Origin of the sequence: Pseudomonas sp. OV546, from assembly GCF_900116845.1 — a bacterium.
GTDB classification, from domain to species: Bacteria; Pseudomonadota; Gammaproteobacteria; order Pseudomonadales; family Pseudomonadaceae; genus Aquipseudomonas; species Aquipseudomonas petroselini.
Map to the genome: position 1 here is coordinate 356592 of NZ_FPCE01000001.1, position 21740 is coordinate 378331.

19 protein-coding genes are annotated in these 21740 nt (G+C 61.7%); 7 read left to right on the plus strand and 12 right to left on the minus strand.

The window, feature by feature from the left end:
* Positions 1–40 precede the first annotated feature (40 nt).
* On the plus strand, positions 41–1660 hold the full coding sequence (locus BM403_RS01700; protein WP_371913988.1) for a methyl-accepting chemotaxis protein: 1620 nt from the start codon (positions 41–43) through the stop codon (positions 1658–1660).
* 75 nt (positions 1661–1735) lie between these two features.
* On the opposite strand, the gene BM403_RS01705 is transcribed toward BM403_RS01700, so the two are convergent.
* Positions 1736–2599 (minus strand): MBL fold metallo-hydrolase, encoded by an 864-nt coding sequence (locus BM403_RS01705; protein WP_093541347.1) that lies wholly within the window; start codon positions 2597–2599, stop codon positions 1736–1738.
* 167 nt (positions 2600–2766) lie between these two features.
* On the opposite strand from BM403_RS01705, the gene BM403_RS01710 reads away from it, so the two are divergent.
* From BM403_RS01710 to BM403_RS01730, 5 genes are all read left to right on the plus strand, one after another.
* On the plus strand, positions 2767–4011 hold the full coding sequence (locus BM403_RS01710) for an NAD(P)/FAD-dependent oxidoreductase (protein WP_093541349.1): 1245 nt from the start codon (positions 2767–2769) through the stop codon (positions 4009–4011).
* The gene (locus BM403_RS01715; protein WP_015884752.1) at positions 4012–4818 is read left to right on the plus strand and encodes a sulfite exporter TauE/SafE family protein; all 807 of its coding nucleotides are present in this window, start codon (positions 4012–4014) and stop codon (positions 4816–4818) included.
* 183 nt (positions 4819–5001) lie between these two features.
* Entirely contained in the window at positions 5002–6480 is a 1479-nt protein-coding gene (locus BM403_RS01720) for a DASS family sodium-coupled anion symporter (protein ID WP_093541351.1), read from the plus strand.
* Between the two features lie 412 nt (positions 6481–6892).
* On the plus strand, positions 6893–8539 hold the full coding sequence (locus BM403_RS01725) for an MFS transporter (RefSeq protein ID WP_015884750.1): 1647 nt from the start codon (positions 6893–6895) through the stop codon (positions 8537–8539).
* A complete protein-coding gene (locus BM403_RS01730) occupies positions 8536–9687 on the plus strand; it encodes an HlyD family secretion protein (protein WP_093541354.1) in 1152 nt (383 codons plus the stop codon). Before BM403_RS01725 ends, BM403_RS01730 begins: the two co-directional genes overlap by 4 nt.
* A 76-nt stretch (positions 9688–9763) precedes the next feature.
* Here BM403_RS01730 and BM403_RS01735 read toward each other — a convergent pair whose 3' ends face one another.
* The 9 genes from BM403_RS01735 to copC form a co-directional block, all read right to left on the minus strand.
* Complete coding sequence (locus BM403_RS01735) at positions 9764–10657, minus strand: aldose 1-epimerase (RefSeq protein WP_093541923.1); 894 nt, start codon at positions 10655–10657, stop codon at positions 9764–9766.
* A 2-nt stretch (positions 10658–10659) separates the two neighbouring features.
* A complete protein-coding gene (locus BM403_RS01740; RefSeq protein ID WP_015884747.1) occupies positions 10660–11940 on the minus strand; it encodes a TRAP transporter large permease in 1281 nt (426 codons plus the stop codon).
* 1 nt (position 11941) lies between these two features.
* Positions 11942–12469, minus strand: coding sequence for a TRAP transporter small permease (locus tag BM403_RS01745; protein WP_046035779.1), 528 nt, complete (start codon positions 12467–12469; stop codon positions 11942–11944).
* A 64-nt stretch (positions 12470–12533) separates the two neighbouring features.
* Positions 12534–13496 (minus strand): TRAP transporter substrate-binding protein, encoded by a 963-nt coding sequence (locus tag BM403_RS01750; RefSeq protein ID WP_093541356.1) that lies wholly within the window; start codon positions 13494–13496, stop codon positions 12534–12536.
* 51 nt (positions 13497–13547) lie between these two features.
* Positions 13548–14423, minus strand: coding sequence for an SMP-30/gluconolactonase/LRE family protein (locus BM403_RS01755; RefSeq protein ID WP_093541359.1), 876 nt, complete (start codon positions 14421–14423; stop codon positions 13548–13550).
* A gap of 30 nt (positions 14424–14453) precedes the next feature.
* Complete coding sequence (locus BM403_RS01760; RefSeq protein ID WP_015884743.1) at positions 14454–15272, minus strand: NAD-dependent epimerase/dehydratase family protein; 819 nt, start codon at positions 15270–15272, stop codon at positions 14454–14456.
* A gap of 230 nt (positions 15273–15502) precedes the next feature.
* The gene (locus tag BM403_RS01765; protein ID WP_093541361.1) at positions 15503–16765 is read right to left on the minus strand and encodes an OprD family porin; all 1263 of its coding nucleotides are present in this window, start codon (positions 16763–16765) and stop codon (positions 15503–15505) included.
* Between the two features lie 163 nt (positions 16766–16928).
* Positions 16929–17786 (minus strand): copper homeostasis membrane protein CopD, encoded by an 858-nt coding sequence (gene copD, locus BM403_RS01770; protein WP_046035775.1) that lies wholly within the window; start codon positions 17784–17786, stop codon positions 16929–16931.
* A 3-nt stretch (positions 17787–17789) separates the two neighbouring features.
* Positions 17790–18155 (minus strand): copper homeostasis periplasmic binding protein CopC, encoded by a 366-nt coding sequence (gene copC / locus BM403_RS01775; protein ID WP_093541363.1) that lies wholly within the window; start codon positions 18153–18155, stop codon positions 17790–17792.
* A 116-nt stretch (positions 18156–18271) separates the two neighbouring features.
* Here copC and BM403_RS01780 point away from each other — a divergent pair, with 116 nt between their 5' ends.
* Entirely contained in the window at positions 18272–18892 is a 621-nt protein-coding gene (locus BM403_RS01780) for a TetR/AcrR family transcriptional regulator (protein WP_043205574.1), read from the plus strand.
* 120 nt (positions 18893–19012) lie between these two features.
* On the opposite strand, the gene preA is transcribed toward BM403_RS01780, so the two are convergent.
* Both preA and BM403_RS01790 read right to left on the minus strand, forming a co-directional pair.
* Positions 19013–20290, minus strand: coding sequence for an NAD-dependent dihydropyrimidine dehydrogenase subunit PreA (gene preA / locus BM403_RS01785; protein WP_175538049.1), 1278 nt, complete (start codon positions 20288–20290; stop codon positions 19013–19015).
* Complete coding sequence (locus tag BM403_RS01790; protein ID WP_093541367.1) at positions 20287–21654, minus strand: NAD(P)-dependent oxidoreductase; 1368 nt, start codon at positions 21652–21654, stop codon at positions 20287–20289. Before BM403_RS01790 ends, preA begins: the two co-directional genes overlap by 4 nt.
* Positions 21655–21740 lie beyond the last annotated feature (86 nt).

Below are 21740 nucleotides of genomic sequence, written 5' to 3' on the forward strand. Positions count from 1 at the left end.
TGAAGTTCGCGGTCCAGGAAAGGGGTGAGCCGCGATGTCCATGAGAGCCTTGAAGTTAAACTTTCGTACCACACTTTGTTTTGGTGTGGTGTGCCTCCTGCTGTTAGTACAAGGAGCCATGACGCTGATAAAAGTCGATAAAGTTTATTCGTCGACGGTTGAAATCGAAAACAATTGGCTCCCCAGTATCCGTTTGGCCGGTGAGATAGATTCTGCATTTTATAAACTTCGTCTTGACCTGCGTCGTTATGCCATGGAAACCACCCGCCAGGATCCGGCTTCTCTTGAAAAACTCAAGGCGACGCGCACGGAAGTGCTCGACATTGCCGAGCGTTATGTGCCGTTTGTGTCGAGTCCCGAGGAGCAATCCACCTACAACGGGGCATTAGCCAGCATCAAGAACTACAGCCAGAAGATGGATGAGTTTCTCGCGCAGGCCTCCAGCCTGTCCGTTGAACAGATGTCGACCTACTTGCGGGATGTCAACGGACCTATCGCCTTGGATGTGCAGCGTGCCATCCGTGAGCTGATCGCGTTGAATGAGAAGGGCTCCAAGGCGGCGGTACAAGTTGCCTCCGGCGAGTATGAAACAGCACGCTTGTTTACCTGGATACTGATGGTCGGCTCCTTGCTGATCACCGTCGTGGTCGCACGCTTGTTTACCCGCAGCATCATTGCTCCGGTACGTGAATTGCTGGTGTCGACCGGAAAAATTGCCGACGGTGATTTACGTGTAGCCATTGCGATCAATGGCAATGACGAGCTGACGGCGTTGCAACGGTCTACCGCGTCCATGCAAATGAATCTGAAAAGTACCCTGCAGCACATCTCGGAAGCGTCCGGGCAGTTGGCGTCGGCGGCAGAGGAGATGAGTGCCATTACCCGCGAATCCAGTGCGGGGATCGAGCGCCAAAGCCTGGAGACGGACCAGGCCGCCACGGCCGTAAACGAGATGACGGCGGCAGTGGAGGAGGTCGCCCGCAATGCGGTGTCGGCGTCCCAATCGACGCAAGATTCCCAGCGCTCGGCCAAAATGGGTCAGGAGCGTGTGACGCAAACCATCGCCTCAATCGAGAAACTCAGCGCCACGGTGCAACAGACCGGCGTGGAAGTTGAAGGCCTGGCCAAGCAGGCTCAGGATATTGCACGGGTGGTTGAAGTGATCCGCTCGATTGCCGAGCAAACCAACTTGCTGGCGTTGAACGCCGCCATTGAGGCGGCCAGGGCAGGAGAACAGGGCAGGGGGTTTGCGGTGGTGGCCGACGAAGTGAGGGCACTGGCGCATAGAACGCAGACATCGACGCAGGAAATCGAGCAGATGATTGCCAAAATCCAGAGCTGCTCCAGCGAAGCGGTGTCCTCCATGGCGCTTAACCGTAACGAGGCGGTGGATTCCTTGAAGATCGCCCATGAAGCGGGCCTGGCCATTACACAGATCACCGAAGCCATCACGGATATCAATGAACGCAACCTGTTGATTGCGACAGCGTCCGAGGAGCAGGCCCATGTAGCCCGCTCCGTGGACCAGAACCTGATCAGTATCCGTGACCTGTCCATCCAGAGTTCTTCGGCGGCCGGCCAGACTTCGATTGCCAGTCAAGAGCTGTCAAGGCTGGCGGTGGACCTCAAGCAGATCGTGTCGAAGTTCTCCGTCGCCTGATAAAACCTGCGCAACCCGCGCAACCCGCGCAACCCGCGCAACATGGCGCGGCACGTAGGCCGCGCCTGCCCGCTTTCACAGTTGGTTCAAGGGGATCTTCAGGTAAGTCACCCCATTTTTCTCTGCAGGCGGCATATTCCCCGCCCGCACATTCACCTGGATCGCCGGCAGCAACAGCGTCGGCATCCCCAGCCCGGCATCACGCTGGGTGCGCATCGCGACAAACGCCGCTTCATCCACTCCGTCATGCACATGGATATTCCCCGCGCGCTGCTCGGCCACCGTGGTCAGGCACTTCGCTTCACGGCCTTCGGGCGGGTAGTCATGGCACACGTACAGCTCGGTGTCCAAAGGAAACGCCAGCAGCTTGCGCATCGATGCGTACAACTGCCGCGCATCACCGCCAGGGAAGTCGCAGCGCGCCGTGCCGACGTCGGGCATGAACAGCGTATCGCCCACCAGGATCAGCCGATCGTCGATCAGGTAGGCCATGTCCGCCGGGGTATGCCCGGGCACATGCAGGGCCTGGGCCTTGATAGAGCCGATATGAAACACCTCATCCGGCGCAAACAAGTGATCGAACTGCGAGCCGTCCACGCGAAATTCCGGCTCCAGGTTGAACAGGTTCTTGAACACGTCCTGCACTTTGCTGATGGACTGGCCAATCGCGATCTTGCCGCCCAGCGTCCGGCGCAGGTAAGGCGCGGCGGAGAGGTGGTCGGCATGGGCGTGGGTTTCGAGCAACCATTGCACCTGCAGGCGATGTTCGCGCACGTAGGCGATCACCTTGTCGGCCTGGCGGGTGTCGGTGCGCCCGGAGGCCGGGTCGTAGTTGAGCACCGAGTCGACGATGGCACAGGGGCCATCATCTGCCTCGTGTAGGACGTAGGTGTAGGTCGACGACGCCTCGTCCAGAAAGGCTTGTATCAACGCGGGCATGGCGGCGGTCCTTGTAGTGGATTGCGGCTTACATTCGAGATGTTTTCCACATAGGCTTGCGAGCTTAAGGGAAAAAAACGGTCCGAGGCAAAGGATCGACCTGTAACGGGACGTGACGCCATACGGCAACGCTCCTTGTGTGCATCGAATTAAAAAGGCGATAGACCATGACCGAACAACACTGGGGCCCTACCATCAGTGGCGATATCGTAGTCATCGGCGGCGGCTCGGCGGGGATCGGCCTGCTGGCCAGCCTGCTCAAGCGCGACCCCCACCTGAATATCACCCTGATCGAGCCGAGCGACCACCACTGCTACCAGCCCGCCTGGACCCTGGTGGGCGGCGGCGCCTACGACCTGGAAAAGACCCGCCGCCCGTTGGCCGACGTACTGCCCAATGGTGTCACCTGGGTACAGGCCGCCGTCACCGAACTGTTGCCGGACGAACAGACGCTGGTCCTCGACAGCGGCCAACGCGTCACCTGGAACAACCTCATCGTGTGCCCTGGCCTGCGCCTGGCCTGGGAGAAGATCGAAGGGCTGCAAGACACCCTTGGCCAGCATGGCGTCACCTCCAACTATAGTTACCAGCACGCGGCCTATACGTGGCAGTTGGTGCAGCAACTCAAGGGCGGCAAGGCGATCTTTACCCAGCCGGCCATGCCGATCAAATGCGCGGGGGCGCCGCAAAAAGCCCTGTACCTGTCCTGCGACCACTGGCTCAAGCAGGGCGCTCTGAAAAACATCGACGTCGAATTCAATCTGGCCGGCGCCGCGCTGTTCGGCGTGGCGACGTTTGTGCCGCCGCTGATGAAGTACATCGAAAAATACGCTGCCCGCCTGGCGTTCAATTCCAACCTGGTGAAGGTTGATGGCCCCGCACGCAAGGCCTGGTTCGAAGTGAAGGACGCCGCAGGCAATGCGACGGTTGAAGAGAAATCCTTCGATATGCTTCACGTGGTCCCACCCCAAGTCTCCCCGGCGTTCATCCGCCAGAGCCCGTTGGCTGACGCCGCCGGCTGGTGCGAAGTAAACCCCCACAGCCTGCAACACCTGCGTTACCCGCACATCTTCGGCCTGGGCGACGTGTGCGGCACCACCAATGCCAAGACCGCCGCCGCGGCGCGCAAGCAAATCGTGGTGGTCGCCGAAAACCTGCTGGCCCTGCGCAAACAGGCGCCGCTGCCGCTCAAGTACGACGGCTACGGTTCCTGCCCGCTGACGGTGGAGAAGGGCAAGGTGGTGCTGGCCGAGTTCGGCTATGGCGGCAAATTGCTGCCGACCTTTCCCCTGGACCCGACCCAGGCGCGCCGCTCAATGTGGTTCCTCAAGGCCACCTTGCTGCCGTGGTTCTACTGGAACGGCATGCTCAAGGGCCGCGAATGGCTGACCCGCCTGAGCAAGGTGGACTGAATGCTGCTGGCCAGTGTGTTGGGATTATTGATGGGCCTGGTCATGGGCCTGACCGGCGCGGGCGGCGGCATCCTCGGGGTGCCGGCGCTGGTGCTGGGCCTGGGGTTGAGCATGACCCAGGCGGCGCCGGTGTCGCTGCTCGCCGTGGGCGCGGCGGCAGCGGTGGGGGCGATTGACGGTTTGCGCCATGGCCTGGTGCGCTACCGTGCTGCGTTGCTGATCGCGTTGCTTGGCGCGTTGTTTTCGCCAGTGGGCGTGTTCTTTGCCCACCAGTTGCCGGAGCCCGTGCTGATGGGCCTGTTCAGCGCGTTGATGGTGCTGGTGGCCTGGCGCATGTTGCAGCGCGAAAAACGCGAGGCCGGGCCGAGTGACCATGGCACCGCCTCCTGGGCCCAGAAAAACTGCATGCTCGACCAGCAAACCGGGCGCTTCGCCTGGACCGCCAAGTGCAGCGCAACCCTGGCCGCCCTCGGTGCGGTGACGGGAGCGGTGTCCGGCCTGCTGGGCGTCGGCGGCGGGTTCCTGATCGTGCCGGCGTTCAAGCAGCTCACCGATGTGCAGATGCGCGGCATCGTCGCCACCTCCTTGATGGTGATCAGCCTGCTCTCGCTGATCGGTGTGGCCGGTGCGTTCCATGCCGGTGTCCGCATTGAACCGATAGGCTGGGTATTTATCGGCGCAAGCATCGTCGGCATGCTGGCCGGCCGACGCCTGTGCTCGGTGATTCCCGCGCGTATCTTGCAGGTGGGTTTTGCCAGTTTGTGTGTACTGGTTGCTATTGGCATGGTGGTTAAAGCGGCCATCTGATCGGCTCATCCTCTCGTGTCCTCCACCCAGTGCCCAGCACCGTTGTTGAACAAACCGTCAAGCCCGGCGAGTGGCGGGCCGTATTGAGCCCGCTTTTGGCTTGAGGCGTTGATACCTGTCAACGCAGCCTGTGGCAATCCAGGGCATGCTTGCGGCCTGATTTGAAGGCTGATGGAGCCCGCCATGAACGCCCCCGCCACAACCGCCGCATCATTCAAGTTTCCCCTGGGCCTGGTAGTCGCCGTGCTGGTGATGGCCGGGGTGCTGCTGTTGCCCCTGCCCGCCGACCTGCCGGTGGCTGGGCACCGCATGCTGGCGATCCTCGCGTTTGCCGTGGTGGTGTGGATCACCGAGGCGGTGTCCTATGAAGCCAGTGCGATCATGATCACCTCGCTGATGGCTTTTCTGCTCGGCACGGCGCCGTCGGTGCAAGACCCTATCCATCTGATCGGCACCAGCCCGGCCATCAGCATGGCGCTTACCGGTTTTTCCAACCCGGCATTGGCGCTGGTGGCGGGCGCGTTGTTCATCGCCGCCGCGATGACGCATACCGGTCTGGACCGGCGCATTGCCCTGGTGACGCTGAGCCGGATCGGCACGAGTACCCGGCGCATCCTGCTCGGAGCGGTTGCGGTGACCATTCTGCTCAGCCTCGTTGTGCCCAGCGCCACGGCGCGCAGTGCCTGCGTGGTGCCGATCATGATGGGCGTGATCGCCGCGTTTGGCGTGGACAGACGCTCGAACATCGCGGCCGGCATCATGATCGTGGTGGCCCAGGGCACCAGCATCTGGAACGTCGGCATCCAGACCGCCGCCGCGCAGAACCTGCTGACCGTCGGCTTCATGGACAAGATGCTCGGCCAGCGCGTGTCGTGGATCGACTGGCTGATTGCGGGGGCACCGTGGGCGTTGATCATGTCGGCGGTGTTGCTGTTCCTGGTGCTCAAATTGTTGCCGCCGGAGACCGACAGCATCCCGGGCGGTAAAGAGGCGGTGGCGCAATCGCTGGTGGACATCGGGCCGATGACGGGGCCGCAGAAGCGCCTGTTGACGGTGTCGGTGTTGTTGCTGCTGGCTTGGGCCACGGAAGGGCGTTTGCACAGTTTTGACACCACCTCGACCACGTACGCGGGGTTGGTGTTTCTGTTGCTGCCAGGCATCGGCGTGATGACGTGGAAGGATGTGCAGTCGCGGATTCCTTGGGGCACGGTGATTGTGTTTGGGGTGGGCATCAGCCTCGGGACGGCGCTGCTTACCACCCAGGCGGGGCAGTGGTTGGGGGCTGCCGTGGTGGCTCACACGGGGTTGGATCAGGTTGGGCCGCTGGGGGTGTTTGCGATTCTTGGGGCGTTTTTGATCGTGATTCATTTGGGGTTTGCCAGTGCCACGGCGTTGACCTCGGCGTTGCTGCCGATCCTGATTGCGGTGTTGCAGACGTTGCCGGGGGAGTTCAGTCGGTTGGGGATGACGATGCTGCTGGGGTTTGTGATGAGTTATGGGTTTATTCTGCCGATCAATGCGCCGCAGAATATGGTGTGCCTGGGAACGGGGACGTTTACGGCGCGGCAATTTGCCAAGGTGGGGGTTCTGGTGACGCTAATCGGCTATGCGCTGATGCTGGTGTTTGCCGCCACTTACTGGAGCTGGCTCGGCTGGGTCTGACAGTGTGAAGGTTGTCTCCAATACACTGCAGATTCCATGTGGGAGGAGGCTTGCCCTAATGCCAGTCAGTTAAAAATGAGCACCGTACCTGTGGCGAGGGAGCTTGCTCCCGCTGGGTCGCGAAGCGGCCCCAGCTCTTTGTTTCAAAAGGCTGGGACTGCTGCGCAGTCCAGCGGGAGCAAGCTCCCTCGCCACGGGTTACTTTTCGCTCTTGCTGCTTCTTAACTGACTGGCATTAGGGCTTGCCCCCGATGGCGGTGTGTCGCGAGCAAGCCCGCTCCCACCGGTTTTACCGTGCTCACTTCGATGACCCATTGTTCCTTCGAAATGACAAGATGAACTCCCCTCAGGTTTACTACTCCCTGAGTAATGGTTTTACCGACATCCTGCGTCGGGTCATCTGGGTCATCGAATGAACACATACACCCCCCACACCTGGGAGCCCCACGAGCGGCCCAGCCTGCCCGGTTCGCCGTCGACGCCGTTGCACCCCACCTATAAGCGTTGGTTGTTCGCGATGGTGGGGGTGCTGGTGGCAATTACCGGCGGGCTGGGTAACGCGCTGGTGATCGCCAACCTGCAATACCTGCAAGGTGCACTGGGCGCGACCACCGCTGAAATGGCCTGGCTCCCCGCCGCCTATGTGATGACCAACGTGTGCATGAACCTGCTGCTGGTGAAGTTTCGCCAGCAGTTCGGCCTGCGCGCATTCACCGAAGTGTTCCTGGTGCTGTATGCGCTGGTGACCTTCGGCCACTTGTTCGTCAACGACCTCAACTCCGCCATTGCGGTGCGGGCGGCCCACGGCATGGTGGGGGCGGCGCTGAGTTCATTGGGCTTGTACTACATGATCCAGGCCTTCCCGGCCAAGTGGCGCTTGAAGTCGCTGGTGCTGGGGTTGGGCACGGCGCAGTTGGCCTTGCCGCTGGCGCGGTTGTTCTCCGAAGATTTGCTGCAAATCGCCGAATGGCGCGGGCTGTACCTGTTCGAACTGGGCATGGCGCTGATCTGCCTGGGCTGTGTATTCCTGCTCAAGTTACCGCCCGGTGACCGCTTCAAGACCTTTGAAAAACTCGACTTCCTGACCTTCGCCATCCTGGCTACCGGTGTCGCGTTGCTCTGCGCCGTGCTGTCCCTGGGCCGCATCGATTGGTGGCTGGAGGCTCCGTGGATCGGCGTGGCCTCGGCCTGCTCCCTGGTGCTGATCATGGCTGGCCTGGCCATCGAGCATAACCGCGCCAACCCGATGCTCATGACCCGCTGGCTGGGCAGCGGCGTGATGATTCGCCTGGCACTGGCGGTGATCCTGATTCGCATGGTGCTGTCCGAGCAGTCCACCGGTGCCGTGGGGTTCATGCAGATGTTGAACATGAGCTACCAGCAGATGCACACGCTCTATGTGGTGATGCTCGCCGGGGCGATTGCGGGGCTGGCGGTCAGCGCCCTGACCATCAACCCGGCGCATTTGCTGATGCCGCTGGTGATTTCCCTGGCGCTGATGGCCACGGGGTCGGTGATGGACAGCTTTTCCAGCAACCTGACCCGGCCGCAGAACCTGTATATCAGCCAGTTCCTGCTAGGCTTCGGCGGGACGTTCTTCCTGGGGCCGACCATGGTGCTGGGCACCAAGAACGTGCTGGCCAACCCGCGCAACCTGGTGAGTTTTTCGGTGATGTTCGGCATTTGCCAGAACCTCGGCGGCCTGATCGGCGCGGCGTTGTTGGGGACGTTCCAGATCGTGCGCGAGAAATATCACTCGAGCATGATCGTCGAACACCTGACCCTGCTCGACCCGCGTGTAGCCGCGCGGGTGCAGAGCGGCGGCTCGGCCTACGGCGGCATTGTCGCCGACCCCGAGCTGCGCAACTTGATGGGCATTCGCAGCCTGGCCACGGCGGCGACCCGTGAAGCGAACGTGATGGCCTACAACGATGTCTTCATGCTGATCGCGATCATCGCAATACTGACCATGATCTGGATCTTTATCCGCAGTCTGTGGCTGATGAGCACCACCCAGGCAGCAGCCCCTTCCGTTCAACCCAGCGGCGCTTCTTCATGACCGAACCGACTTCCACCACCACGACCACCAACGCCATCGCTTCCACGCCGGAAGGCAGCACGCCTCCCGGGGCCACGGTGACCGAGCCGCGCTCCTTGCGGGTGCGCATCGTCTCGTCCCTGGGCTTTGCCGCGATTGCCATCGTTGGTGTGTTGATTGTGCTGTATGCCTGGCAATTGCCGCCGTTCAGCAGCGCGGTGGAAACCACCGAAAACGCGCTGGTGCGTGGGCAAGTCACGATTATCGGTCCGCAGCTCAGCGGCTATGTGTTCGACGTGCCGGTGCAGGATTTCCAGTACGTGAAGGCAGGCGATCTGCTGGTGCGCCTGGATGATCGTATCTACAAGCAGCGCCTCGACCAGGCGCTGGCGCAACTGGCGGTGCAGAAGGCGTCGTTGGCGAATGTGGTGCAGCAGCGCAACAGCGCCGAAGCCACCATCCAGTTACGCCAGGCGGCCTTGGTGGACAGCCAGGCGCAGGCGCGCAAAAGCACGGCCGACTTGCGCCGCAATGAAGCGTTGATCAGTGACGGTTCGGTGTCCAAGCGCGAGCTGGACGTGACCCGTGCCGCCAACGCGCAGACCGTCGCGGCGGTGGCCCAGGCCCAGGCCAGCCTGGAAATCGCGCGTCAGGACCTGCAGACGGTGATCGTCAACCGCGGTTCCCTGGAAGCGGCCGTGGCGAGTGCCGAGGCGGCGGTGGAGCTGGCGCGTATAGACCTGTCCAACACCCGCATCATCGCACCGCGTGACGGTCAGTTGGGGCAGATTGGCGTGCGCCTTGGGGCCTACGTCAACTCCGGCGCGCAGTTGATGGCGCTGGTGCCCAAGCAGCTGTGGGTGATCGCCAATATGAAAGAGACCCAGATGGACAATGTGCAGGTCGGCCAGCCGGTGACCTTCACGGTCGACGCCCTGAACCACCGTAAATTCCACGGCACGGTGCAGCATATTTCCCCAGCCACCGGCTCGGAGTTCAGCCTGTTGCAGGCAGACAACGCCACCGGCAACTTCGTGAAGATCGCCCAGCGGGTGCCGGTGAGGATTGCGGTGGATCCCGACCAGGCCGAGAGCGAGCGGTTGCGGCCGGGGTTGTCGGTCGTCGTCAGCATCGACACCGCTGGCCGCCTGAAAAACAGCCCACCCTGACATCACTGACACAACACAAATCAAAACTGTGGGAGGGGGCTTGCCCCCGATAGCGGTGTCTCAGCCACCCAATGTATTACTGATTCACCGCCATCGGGGGCAAGCCCCCTCCCACATTTTGAATGTATTTCAGGTTGAAGGTGAGGTGGGTTGACTGGCCCTGTTCCAGCAGTTTCAAACCGGGCCGCCCCGGCAGATGATGGGCATTCACCGGATGGCTCACCGGCTCGATGCAAAAGAACCCCAACCCCGGCGGGCAATACAGCAAGAAGTAATCCGCGCCGCTCGCCTGGCATTCCAGCGCATAACCCAGCTCCGGTTGCTCGATCCGGCACTGCCCATCCCACTGGCAAAACCCATTGTCCACCAGGCCTTCGGGCAGGCTTTTCAATCCTTGGAAATCCCACTCGCCCGGCACCGGCGCCAACCCCGTCGGCAGCTTGGACACATCACTCATCCACACCTGTGCGGCCTTGGCCCGCAACCGGGTACCCGGCCGACGCGGAAAGTACGGGTGCAAGCCCACGCCATGCCAGGCGGCTGTTTCGGCCAGATGAGTCACCCGCAGTTCGATACGCAAGGCCCCATCGCTCAAGCGAATACGCTGCTCGGCGCGATAGGCAAACGGCGTGTCACATCGCACTTCCAGCACGGCTTCATCCGCCGACTGGCTGACCACCTGCCACGCTTGTTGCCAGGCCGAACCGTGAATCGGCAGCGGGTCGGTCAGGCTGTTGGGCGCGAGTGCCAGCCAACCCTCGGGGTTATCGAAACCGCCGTGGGCAATGCGGTTGGACCAAGGCACCAACGGATAGCACCCCAACTTGCCCGGCAAACCGGTGAGGATCGCCTGCTCATCGTTATGGCGCAGCAACGGCTGCCCGGTGGCGCGCACCGTCCAATTGACGAGGCTGCCGCCCACGGCCGGATTCAACGTGAGGTGGGTCAGGTTGTCTTCAAGTTCAATCATCATCACAACACCACGCTGGGCAGCCACAGCGACAGCGCCGGAATGTAGGTCACGGCCATCAGGATCAGGAACAGCACCCCATAGAACGGCAGCAGCGCCTTCACGGTTTTCTCGATACTGACCTTGCCCACTGCCGCCCCCACGAACAACACGGCACCCACCGGCGGCGTAATCAAGCCAATGCCGAGGTTGACCAGCATGATCATGCCGAAGTGCACCGGGTCGACGCCGAGGCCGAGCACCACCGGCAGCAGGATCGGCGTGAGGATCAAGATCAATGGCGCCATGTCCATCACCGTGCCGAGCAACAACAACATGACGTTGATGCACATCAGGATCACGTAGCGGTTGTCCGACAGGGTCAGGAACATCGTGGTGATCTTCGCCGGGATCTGCATCAGGGTCATGATGTAGCCGAAGCTGGCGGCAAAGGCGATCAGGATCATCACGATGGAAATGGTGCGCACCGTGCGGTGCATCAGCTTGGGCAGCTCGCGCCACTTATAGTCACGGTAGATGAACATGGTCACGAAAAACGCCCAGAGCACGGCAATCGCGGCGGACTCGGTGGCGGTGAAGATGCCCGAGAGGATGCCGCCGAGGATGATCACCATGGCCATCAGGCCCCAGAGTGCGTCGGCGGCGATCTTCAGCGCTTGCTTCAAGGGGATGACGTCGCCCTTTGGGTAATTGCGCTTTTTCGCGAAGATCAGGCACAGCACCATCAGGCAGGCGCTCATCAGCAGGCCCGGTACCACGCCGGCCATGAACAGCGACGCGATCGACACCGTACCGCCCGCCGCGAGGGAGTAAAGCACCGAGTTATGGCTGGGCGGGGTCAGCAGCGCCTGCACCGAACCGCTGACGGTCACGGCCGTGGCGAACTCACGGGGATACCCGCGGCGTTCCATTTCCGGAATCAGCACCGAACCGACCGAGGCGGTGTCCGCCACCGACGAACCGGAAATCGCGCCAAAAAACGTCGAGGCCATGATATTCACCAAGGACAGGCCGCCCCGCACAAAGCCCACCAGCACCCCGGCAAACGCCACCAGCCGCCGCGACATGCCGCCTTCGGCCATGATCGCCCCGGCCAGCACAAAGAACGGAATCGCCATCAGCGAAAACTTGTTCACCCCGCCGGCCACCTGAATCATCAGGGCCTGGAACGGAATGTCGATCCACCACGCGCCGATCAGCGCCGACAGCCCGAGGGCATACGCCACGGGCATGCCGATCAGGATCAAGGCGATAAAACTGCCCAACAGAATCAATGCGTCCATATCAGGCGGCCCCTTCGCTTTCTTCAACCAGATCGAAACGTACGACCCGACGATTGCTCTGGTCACCGAGCAGGAGTTTTTCCACGACAAAGATCAGCGTCAGCAGGCCGCCAATGGGAATCGGCATATAGGTGATGCCCACGCGCAGGGTGGGGATGGCGCTCATGAACTGGTTCCAGGTGGACAGGCACAGCTTGGTGCCCCAGACGGTCATGAACAGGCAGATGATGGCCATCAACAGTTGTGAGACGACGCCGACCACTTGGCGTTGGCGCGGTGCGAGGCGGTCGGTCACTACCGCCACCGACATGTGGGCCCCCGCGCGGTAACTGGCGGCCGCGCCGACAAAGGTGAACACCAGCATCAGCAGGATGGCGGTAGGTTCCGGCCAACTCGAGCCGGTGCCGAGGATATAGCGGGCGAAGATGCCCCAGGGGATGATCAGTGCGACCCCGAGTACCGAGAGGCCGGCGACCCAGATGCAGGTCATGTAGATGCGGTCGTTGATGCGCAGCAGTAAATTCTTCATGGCGTTCACCGTAACCGGGCGCGTCCGCATGGGCCGCGCCGGGCCTTGCTAAGAGGAAGGGACGTTACTGAACGGCGTTGATACGCTCGATGATGTCGGCGTAGGGTGCGCCGTACTTATCACGTACCGCTGCGGTGGCGTCATAGAAGGGTTTTTTGTCGACGGTGATGAACTCGACACCGGCCTTTTTGAGTTTTTCCTCACTGCTGGCGGACTTGGCGTCCCACAGCACGCGCTCGTCAGCCTGGGCGGCCTTGGCGGCTTTTTTCACCATGCCCTGTTGCGCGGGGGTGAGTTTGTTCCAAGTGATTTTCGACATCACGATGGGTTCCGGCAGGATCAAGTGCTCGGTGAGGGTGTAGTACTTGGCATTCTGGAAGTGGTTGTGTTCCAGCAGGGTCGGCGGGTTGTTTTCCGCACCGTCGATCACGCCGGTCTGCAGGGCGCTGAAGATCTCGCCGGTGTCCATGGCGATGCCGTTGGCGCCCATGGCATTAAAGGCGTCGATGAACAGCGGGTTGCCTTGCACGCGGATCTTCATGCCCTTCAGGTCTTCGATCTTGCGCACCGGCTTCTTGGTGTAGAGGTTGCGCGTACCGCCGTCCATCCACGCCAGGGCGACCAGGCCGAACTCGGAGTCGGTGATCTTGGCGAGGATCTCGTCGCCGATCTCGCCGTCGATGACCTTGCGCATATGGGCCTGGTCACGGAACACGAACGGCAAGTTGAAGACGTTCACATCCGGGACCACCGGGCCGACGATACCGAGGCTGACGCGGGTCATCTGCACGGCGCCGACCTGGGCCTGCTCGACCACTTCTTTCTCGGAGCCCAGCACACCGCCAGGGAAGTATTTGAAGGTCAGTTCGCCGTTGCTTTCCTTGGTCAGGGCCTTGCCCATGTTTTCTTCGGCCACGACGGTGGGGTAGCCAGCGGGGTGGATGTCGGCGAATTTGATTTCCAGCGCGTGGGCGGCGCTGCTCAGGGCGAAGCATGCAGCGGCGAGCAAGGTGCGTTTGAAGTCCATGGGGTACGTCTCCAGTCTTGTTATTGTTGTATTCAAGGCACAGCGATGCAGCTAGAGGGTGAACGTGGGCTCGGGTAAACCGGTGATGCCAGGATTGAGGGCGAATACGCCGCCGGCCAGCGACTGCTCACTCTGGTCGTCACGGATCGAGGTGACGTACAGGGTGTCCAGGCGACTGCCGCCAAAGGCGCACATGGTGGGTTTTTTCACCGGTACGGTGAGGGAACGGTCGAGACGCCCCTCGGGGGTGAAGCGGTGGATGAGCCCGGCGTCGTTGGCGCAGATCCAGTAGCAGCCATCGGCATCCACGGCGGCGCCGTCGGGGCGGCCGAGGTGCTTGTGCATGTCCACGAACACGCGGCGATTGGACGGCGTGCCGGTGTCGATGTCGTAATCGAAGGCCCAGATCTGTTGCACCAGCGGGTGTGAATCCGAGGCGTACATCGTGCGGCCATCGGGGCTGAAGGCCAGGCCGTTGAGGGTGATGAAACCGTTCAACTGGGCATGGGGCAATGAACCCGATGCATAGCGATAGAGGATGCCTTCGGCTGCGTTCGCGCCCATGTTCAGCACCATGCTACCGGCCCAGAAACGGCCTTGGCGATCACAGCGGCCGTCGTTGAGGCGCATGTCCGGGCGTGGGTGTTTGACGCTCGCCAGAGACGTGGTGTCGAGGCTGCCGTCGTTGTGCGGTGTGAGTTGGAAGAAGCCGGTTTCCATCCCCGCGACCCAGTTGCCCGCGTCGGTGCGGGCGATACAGGCGAGCATCTGCGGGGCAGTCCAGGCGGCAACGTGGCCGGTGTCGGCGCTCCAGCGTTGCAGGCCACCGTTGGGAATATCCACCCAGTACAGGGCGTTTTCCTCCGGCACCCACACCGGGCATTCGCCCACGGCATTGCGGGCGTCGACAATCAATTCAGCGTTCATGGCAACTCATTCCCTTGGGTTGTTGTGCGCTCAGTCACCGAACGGCCCAGCGGCGCAGAACGCACCGCCCTGATAAACCTTGGCCGGGTCGTCGGCGGCGACCGGTGGCTGGGTTTCGACCTGTGCGCGGAAGACTTCGGAGCTGTCTTTGGGGGCATAGCCCAGGTGTGCGGCGTAGCGGTTGTCCCACCAGGTGTCGAGGTTATCCGACATGCCGTAGACCACGGTGTGGCCGACGTTCGGTGTGTACAGCGCGCGCTCGAGCAGTTGAGTGAGGTCGTCGAAGCTCAGCCAGGTGTGCATCATCCGACGGTTCTGCGGTTCCGGGAACGATGAGCCGATGCGGATACTGACGGTCTCGATGCCATAGCGGTCGAAGTAGAAGCTCGCCATGTCTTCGCCGTAGGACTTGGACAGGCCGTAGTAGCTGTCCGGCCGGCGAGGGGAGTGGGCGTCGATTTTCTCGCCTTGTTTATAGAAGCCGATGACATGGTTGGAGCTGGCGAAAATCACGCGCTTCACACCGTGGCGGCGGGCGGCCTCGTAGATATGGAAAATGCCGCTGATATTGGCGCCGAGGACTTCTTCGAACGAACGCTCAACCGAAACGCCGCCAAAGTGCAGGATCGCATCGACACCTTCCACCAACTGGTGCACGGCGTGTTTGTCGGCGAGGTCGCAGGTGTGCACTTCTTCGGACGCGTCCGCAGCCGGAGCCATGTTGGCGATGTCGGACAGGCGCAGCACGTGGGCGTAAGGACGCAGGCGTTCACGCAGGACTTTACCCAGGCCGCCGGCGGCGCCGGTGAGCAGTAGGCGGTTGAAGGGAGCAGGGGTGGTCGTGGTCATGGGGATTCCAAATTTTTGTTGTAGGTTGTCGTATGACTATGTCGAAGTATTGTGAGTGATCCCCCAGGTTGTCAACGTTCTTCCTGTAGTGAGCGGGCTTGCCCCGCGCTGGGCTGCGAAGCAGCCCTAAAACCAGACGCCGAGAACGACCTGATAAAACGCATAGACCTATTGGGGCTGCTTCGCAGCCCAGCGCGGGGCAAGCCCGCTCACTACAAGTATTCCAGGGGCTAGAGCAACGAGATCGGATAGCTGATAAAGATCCGGTTCTCATCAAACTCGTTGTTGCTGAAATCCCGACGCATGGTCGAGTTGCGCCACTTCACGTTGAGGTTCTTCAGCGCACCGCTCTGCACCGTGTAGGCCAGTTCCGACTCACGGCCCCATTCCTTGCCATCGGTGATCGCGCCGGTGTGCACATTGCTGCCGCTGATATAGCGGTTCATCAGGGTCAGCCCCGGCACGCCGAGCACCACGAAGTTGAAGTCGTGACGCAACTGCCAGGATTTTTCCTGGGCGTTGTCGTAGCTGGCGTTGTAGCTGTCGTTGGCCAGGGTGCCGCCGCTGGTGCCATTGATGCGCATCCAGGCGCTGTCGCCGGTGAGTTTCTGCAAGCCCACGTAGAAGGTGTGACCGTTGTATTTGGCCGAAAGTAGGGCGAAGGCGGTCTTGTTATCGAGGTCGCCGGCCAGGGCGCTGCCGTCTTCCTTGCCGTTGAAGAAGCCGAGATTGGCGCCCAGGGTCCAGTCGCCCACCGGCTGGCTGTGGGTGAGGTTGAAGTATTGCTGCTGGTAGATATCGGTCAATTCGGCGTACCACAGGCCGACCTGTGTGCGCTTGTCGTTGAAGGTGTATTCGCCGCCGCCGAAGTTGAAGCGGTCGGAGGTAAACGCGGCCCTGCCGTTCATGAACATGTCTTCCATGCTCGCGTCGTTGCGCGGGCTGTTGCCGCGAAACTGGCCGCCATAGAGCGTCAGGCCGGCGATCTCGTTGGAGGTGACCTGGCCGCCACGAAAGGTCTGGGGCAGTGAGCGGCCATCGTCGGAGCGCAGGATCGGTAGTACCGGCATCCATTCGCCGACCTTCAATTCGGTCTTCGACAGTTTTGTCTTCAGCGCCACGCCCAGGCGCCCGAAGTTATCGGCAGGGCGGCCGTCGTCGTGGATCGGCAGCAGTTGCGTACCGCCAGTGCCTTTGCCGCCATCCAGCTTTTGCGAATACAGGCCCAGCACATCAATCCCGAAACCCACGGTGCCCTGGGTGAAGCCGGACTTCGCATCGAGAATGAAGCTCTGCGTCCACTCTTCGGCCTTGCCCTGGGGGTTGGTCGGGTTGGTGAAGTTGCGGTTGAAGTAGGCGTTGCGCAGGTTGAGCGTGGCCTTGGCGTCGTCGATAAAACCTTCGGCGTGGACGCTGGGGGGGAGGGTGAACGCCAGGCTGCCGAGCGCGATGAGGCCGATACACGAGGACGAATTGCGGGCGAATTGACTCACGGTGGAGCTCCCTTTCGTTTGTTGTTTTTATTATTTGTTATACGTCGTCGTACAACATCGAGCGGGATATTTGCGGGCTTTTCAGGGCTTGTCAACTGGAAGTTATAGGATGACTGGCTCGACGTTGGCCAAAAGTGGGCTGGGTCAATGTGGTCGGGGGGAATCAGCCGGCCAGAACCATGGGCGGCAACGTACCCAGCAGGGAAACGGCCGCCACCGCTGAAACACCTAGTAACCATTCCAGCATCACGCTGGACTTCAAACTGCCCAGTCGCTCGTCACAACGCTCCAGGCGCAAACGATTCAGCAACGCCAGCGCCAGCATGCCCAGCACCAACATCACCTTGATCAGCAAGATCAACGCAAACCCATCGAACAGCGGTGTGGGCCACAGCTGCCCGGTGAGCACGCGCACATTGATCAGCCCGGTCATCAGCAAGCCCGTCACCAGCCCATAACCCACACCGCTGAAGCGCCGCAGGATCGGTTCCAGCGCGAAGCGTTGCGGCTGCCGGAGGATCAGCACCAGCACCAACAACCCGCCAAGCCAGGCGCCGACGCAGACCAAATGCACCACCTGGTTGAGGATCAGTAATTGCCCGCTCAGGCCATCGAGCATCGCGCCATGGCCGACGGGAGCGAGGGTTGCCAGCAGCAGCGCGATCAAGGGCAGGCGCAGCGCCGCCCTGGGCCTGATCAGCACCATCACCAGCAACAGGTTGAGCAACAGATGCCAGGCCCAGACCTGGCCAAAAAACGTCTTGCCCAACACCAATTGCACGGTGGCCGGTTGCAGCGCCGCGTCCCAACTGCCGGCCATGCTGGCGGTGATCAGTATCAACCACGCCACGCCAGAGATCAGCCCGAGCCAGGCCAAGGCGCGCGTGATGCGCAGCAACTGCCGGTCCAGCGCCGGCTGCGGTTCAGCGCCCAGCAGCCAGGGCCTGAATACGCAGGCCCCGAACATCAGCAACACGACGATGAAATGCAGGAAACGGCACAGCACCAGCAGCGTCGCCATGGGTTATTGGCCGACCTTGAAGCTGTATTCGCCGTTGCTCTTATGGGTGTCGACCGACACCGCGTTCCACACCACTTTGTAGTTCCCGGCGGCAAAAGGGGCGGCCGGCGTGACCACCAGGGTTTTCTTGTCGGCGTCCGGGGTTTCCAGGCCCTTGATGGCGACTTCGGTACCGTCCTTGCTCAGGGACACCTTGGTGAACGTGGCTTCGACGCCCTCGCTGAAGGTCAGGCGCAGGTCGGCAGGGGCGGCGACGGTGCTGTCGGCAGCAGGGGTAGCGCTTTTCAAGTGGGCATGGGCAAATGCGGCCGAGGCGCCCAGCAGGGAGGCGAGCAGGGCGACGGCAGTCAGGGCTTTCTTGATCAACATTGGGCAATACCAATCAATGGATAGGAGCCGGGAGTGTACGAAGTTTCGACTTCGCTTGTCGCCCCGATCTAGAGCGGATGGTAGTCTTTGGGGCATGTCGTCGTCAGGGAGCCCTTATGGGCAATCACAAGATCGGAATTCGTCGGGTCAACGTCGAGAAAATCCTTTTGGCGGCGGAGAAAATCTTCGCCGAAAAGGGCTATGGCAGCACCGCCATGGCCGATATCGCGCAAGAAGTGCAACTGCCGCGCTCCAACCTGCATTACTACTTCACCACCAAGAGCGAGCTGTACAGCGCCGTGCTGTTCGACCTGCTGGAAGTGTGGAAACAGGACGCCCTGAGCTTCGAAACCTTCGATGACCCACGGGTGGTGCTCAGCAGTTATATCCGCGCCAAAATGCAGCGCTCGCGTACGCGGCCCTATGGCTCGAAAGTCTGGGCCAACGAAATCATCCATGGCGCGCCGACGCTCGGCGAGGCGCTGGATGAAAGCCTGTACGACTGGGCCAAGATGAAGGAAGCGAAAATTCGCCAGTGGGTGGAAGACAAACGCATCCTCCCGGTGGAACCGTCGAGCCTGCTGTACATGATCTGGGCCTCGACGCAGCACTACGCCGACTTTGATCATCAGGTGAAGATCCTGAATGATCACCAGCCGTTGTCGGACATGCAGTTCGAGAGGGCAATACAGACGGTGACGGGTGTGATTTTGCGCGGGATTGGGTTGGAGCCTTGATCTTTGTTGGGGCTGAGGGCCTCATCGGGGGCAAGCCCCCTCCCACACCTGACTGCATTTCACCTGAAAGAATGCGGTCGAATGTGGGAGGGGGCTTGCCCCCGATGGCGGTCTAAAGGCCTACACAGCCTCCCGGTAAGGATTTCTCGGATCCTGCGTCCAATTCAAGAACGGCTTGCCCGTGTCGATGGGCACCATCTCGATACAGTCCGCCACCGGACAGGTGATCTGGCACAGGTTGCAGCCCACACACTCATCATCAATCACTTCGTATTGATGCGTGCCATCCGCCTGCTTCAAGCTTGCGATCGCCTGGTGCGACGTATCCTCGCAGGCGATATGGCAGCGCCCACAACCAATGCAGGCTTCCTGATCGATCTTCGCAATCACCTGATAGTTGATATCCAGGTACTTCCAATCCGTCGTATTGCCCACCGCACGACCGGAAAATTCCTGCAGGCTGGTGTAACCCTGACTGTCCATCCACCGCGACAGCCCGTCCTTCATCTCGTCCACGATCCGAAACCCATGCAGCATCGCCGCCGTGCACACCTGCACCGCGCCGCAGCCCAGGGCGACGAATTCAGCCGCGTCGCGCCAGTTGCCGATACCGCCGATGCCGCAGATCGGCAGGCCTTGTGTTTGCGGGTCACGGGCGATTTCGGCGACCATGTTCAGCGCAATCGGCTTCACCGCTGAACCGCAGTAGCCGCCGTGGGTGCTCTGAGTGCCGACCATCGGCAGGGCGACCATGCGTTCCAGGTCCACGCTGGTGATGGAGTTGATGGTGTTGATCAGCGACACCGCGTCGGCCCCCCCGCGATACGCCGCCCGCGCCGCGACGCGGATGTCGGTGATGTTCGGCGTGAGTTTGACGATCACCGGCAGCGAGCAATACGTCTTGCACCAGCGCGTCACCTGTTCCACATACTCCGGCACCTGGCCCACCGCCGCGCCCATGCCACGTTCGGGCATGCCGTGGGGGCAACCGAAGTTCAGTTCGATACCGTCGCAACCGGTGGCTTCCACCCGCGGCAGGATGTTTTTCCAGGACTCTTCAACGCACGGCACCATCAGCGACACGATCAGCGCTCGATCCGGCCAGTCCTTTTTGACCTGGGTGATTTCCTGCAGGTTGATCTCCAGCGAGCGGTCGGTGATCAACTCGATATTGTTGATGCCCAGCACTTCGCGGTTGGCGCCATAGTGCGCCGAGTAACGGGATGACACGTTGACCGCCGCCGGGTCTTCACCCAGGGTTTTCCACACCACGCCGCCCCAGCCTGCTTCAAACGCGCGAACCACATTGTAGGCTTTGTCGGTGGGCGGTGCGGAGGCCAGCCAGAACGGGTTGGGGGCCTTGATACCCGCGAATACAATCGAAAGATCGGCCATTATGCAGCCTCCACATTCAGCATGAGTTGGGCGTGCATGGCTTCGGCGGCCAGCTTGCCATGTTGCACGGCCTGTACGGTGAGGTCCTGGCCAAGGCTGACGCAGTCGCCACCGGCATAAACCCCGGGAATACTGGTGCGCAGCTGCTCGTCGACGAAGATGCGCTCGCCCACGCGGTGCAGCTGTTGTGCCAGCGGATCGTGCAGTGCCTCGCTGTCAAAACCCTGGCCGATGGCCTTGAAGATCGCATCGGCAGCCAGTTCGAAGGTTTCGCCGGTGGGTTGCAGGCGGCCGTTGTCCAGGCGCGTGTGGGCGAAACGCATGCCGCGCACATGGCCCTGGTCGTCCAGCAGCACTTCTTCGGGTTGGGCCCACGTCAGCAGGCGCACTTGGTTGGCCTTGGCGATGTCCTGTTCATGGTGGGTCGCGCCCATGTCGGCCAGGCCTCGACGGTAGACGAGGTTGACGTCGCGGGCGCCGAGGCGGGCCATTTGCACAGCCATGTCGATAGCGGTGTTGCCGGCACCGAGCACGATGCAGCGGTCGGCCAGGGGCAGTTGTGTGAGGTCATCGGCCTGGCGCAGTTCGTGGATGTAGTCGGTGGCGGCGAGCAGGCCGGGGGCGTCCTCGTGGTGCAGGCCCAGCTGTTTGCTCGCGGCCAGGCCGAGCCCCAGGAATACCGAATCGAATTGCTGATGCAGTTCGCTGAGGGTGAGAGTGTCCCCCAGGCGCTGGCCGTGGCGGATCTCGATGCCGCCGATCTGCAGGAGGAAATCCAGCTCTTTCTGGGCGAAGTCGTCCACCAGTTTGTACTTGGCGATTCCGTATTCATTCAGGCCACCGGCTTTCTCACGGGCTTCGAAGATCACCACGTCATGGCCGTGCAGGGCGGCGCGATGGGCGCAGGCCAAACCGGCAGGCCCGGCGCCGACCACGGCGATGCGCTTGCCGGTGGGGGCGGCGCGCTGGAAGGGGTGTTCGCTGAAGTGCGCGTTGTCGATGGCATAGCGTTGCAGCAGGCCGATCAGCACCGGGGCGCATTCTTCGGCGTTATTGCGCACGCAGGCCTGCTGGCACAGGATCTCGGTGGGGCACACCCGCGCGCAGCTGCCGCCGAGTATGTTGGCCGAGAGGATTTTCTGCGCGGCACCTTGTACGTTGTCGGTGTGGATGTTGCGGATGAACGAGGGGATGTCGATCTCGCTGGGGCACGCGTTCACGCACGGCGCGTCGTAGCAATACAGGCAGCGCGAGGCTTCCAATTGTGCCTGGCGTGCGTTGAGGGGCGGTGCCAGGTCGGTGAAATGGCTGGCGAGGGTGGCTCCATCCTCAACGGGATGGGGGAGGTGGGTCAGGGTCTGGATCACGGTGGTGGCCTCACGGTTATTGAGGTGCTGCCTCTGATGGGCAGTGGTTTTTGTGTTGCCTGTACTGGCCTCATCGGGAGCAAGCC

Bases quoted from the DNA above. Each gene is read 5' to 3' on its own strand.
- BM403_RS01705 (WP_093541347.1), bottom strand. From the start codon at position 2,599: ATGCCCGCGTTGATACAAGCCTTTCTGGACGAGGCGTCGTCGACCTAC.
- BM403_RS01745 (WP_046035779.1), bottom strand. From the start codon at position 12,469: ATGAAGAATTTACTGCTGCGCATCAACGACCGCATCTACATGACCTGC.
- BM403_RS01735 (WP_093541923.1), bottom strand. From the start codon at position 10,657: ATGATTGAACTTGAAGACAACCTGACCCACCTCACGTTGAATCCGGCC.
- BM403_RS01750 (WP_093541356.1), bottom strand. From the start codon at position 13,496: ATGGACTTCAAACGCACCTTGCTCGCCGCTGCATGCTTCGCCCTGAGC.
- BM403_RS01715 (WP_015884752.1), top strand. From the start codon at position 4,012: ATGCTGCTGGCCAGTGTGTTGGGATTATTGATGGGCCTGGTCATGGGC.
- BM403_RS01725 (WP_015884750.1), top strand. From the start codon at position 6,893: ATGAACACATACACCCCCCACACCTGGGAGCCCCACGAGCGGCCCAGC.
- BM403_RS01730 (WP_093541354.1), top strand. From the start codon at position 8,536: ATGACCGAACCGACTTCCACCACCACGACCACCAACGCCATCGCTTCC.
- BM403_RS01780 (WP_043205574.1), top strand. From the start codon at position 18,272: ATGGGCAATCACAAGATCGGAATTCGTCGGGTCAACGTCGAGAAAATC.
- BM403_RS01760 (WP_015884743.1), bottom strand. From the start codon at position 15,272: ATGACCACGACCACCCCTGCTCCCTTCAACCGCCTACTGCTCACCGGC.
- BM403_RS01700 (WP_371913988.1), top strand. From the start codon at position 41: ATGAGAGCCTTGAAGTTAAACTTTCGTACCACACTTTGTTTTGGTGTG.
- BM403_RS01740 (WP_015884747.1), bottom strand. From the start codon at position 11,940: ATGGACGCATTGATTCTGTTGGGCAGTTTTATCGCCTTGATCCTGATC.
- copC (WP_093541363.1), bottom strand. From the start codon at position 18,155: ATGTTGATCAAGAAAGCCCTGACTGCCGTCGCCCTGCTCGCCTCCCTG.
- BM403_RS01720 (WP_093541351.1), top strand. From the start codon at position 5,002: ATGAACGCCCCCGCCACAACCGCCGCATCATTCAAGTTTCCCCTGGGC.
- BM403_RS01710 (WP_093541349.1), top strand. From the start codon at position 2,767: ATGACCGAACAACACTGGGGCCCTACCATCAGTGGCGATATCGTAGTC.
- copD (WP_046035775.1), bottom strand. From the start codon at position 17,786: ATGGCGACGCTGCTGGTGCTGTGCCGTTTCCTGCATTTCATCGTCGTG.
- BM403_RS01755 (WP_093541359.1), bottom strand. From the start codon at position 14,423: ATGAACGCTGAATTGATTGTCGACGCCCGCAATGCCGTGGGCGAATGC.